This is a genomic window from Candidatus Hydrogenedentota bacterium, assembly GCA_016791475.1.
Classification (GTDB): Bacteria; Hydrogenedentota; Hydrogenedentia; order Hydrogenedentales; family JAEUWI01; genus JAEUWI01.
Genome location: JAEUWI010000305.1, coordinates 1 through 305 on the forward strand (window position 1 = coordinate 1; position 305 = coordinate 305).

The 305-nt window shown below is 66.9% G+C and carries 1 pseudogene (running past one end of the window); it reads left to right on the plus strand.

The features are described 5' to 3' along the window. A pseudogene (locus JNK74_29350) lies at positions 1–305 on the plus strand (sensor histidine kinase) (it continues 314 nt past the right edge of the window).

Here is a 305-nt window from a genome sequence, read left to right on the forward strand (position 1 = left end):
GTCGCCCTCACGAGCGCGGAGGAGGTCGGCCGGCAGGCGGAGCGCCAGCGCACGATCGAGCTCGCGCTCGTCATCGTCGCCGGCATCGTCACGATCGCGAGCCTCTTCATCGTCATGCGCGGGTCGGTCGAGGAGCGGCGCCTCTCCGCCCTGAAGAGCGACTTCGTGGCCAACGTCTCCCACGAGCTGAAGACGCCGCTCTCCCTGATCCGGATGTTCGGCGAGCTCTTGCTCCTGGACCGCGCGTCGTCGGCCGAGAAGAAGAAACAATACCTCCAGATCATCGTCAGCGAGAGCGAGCGCCT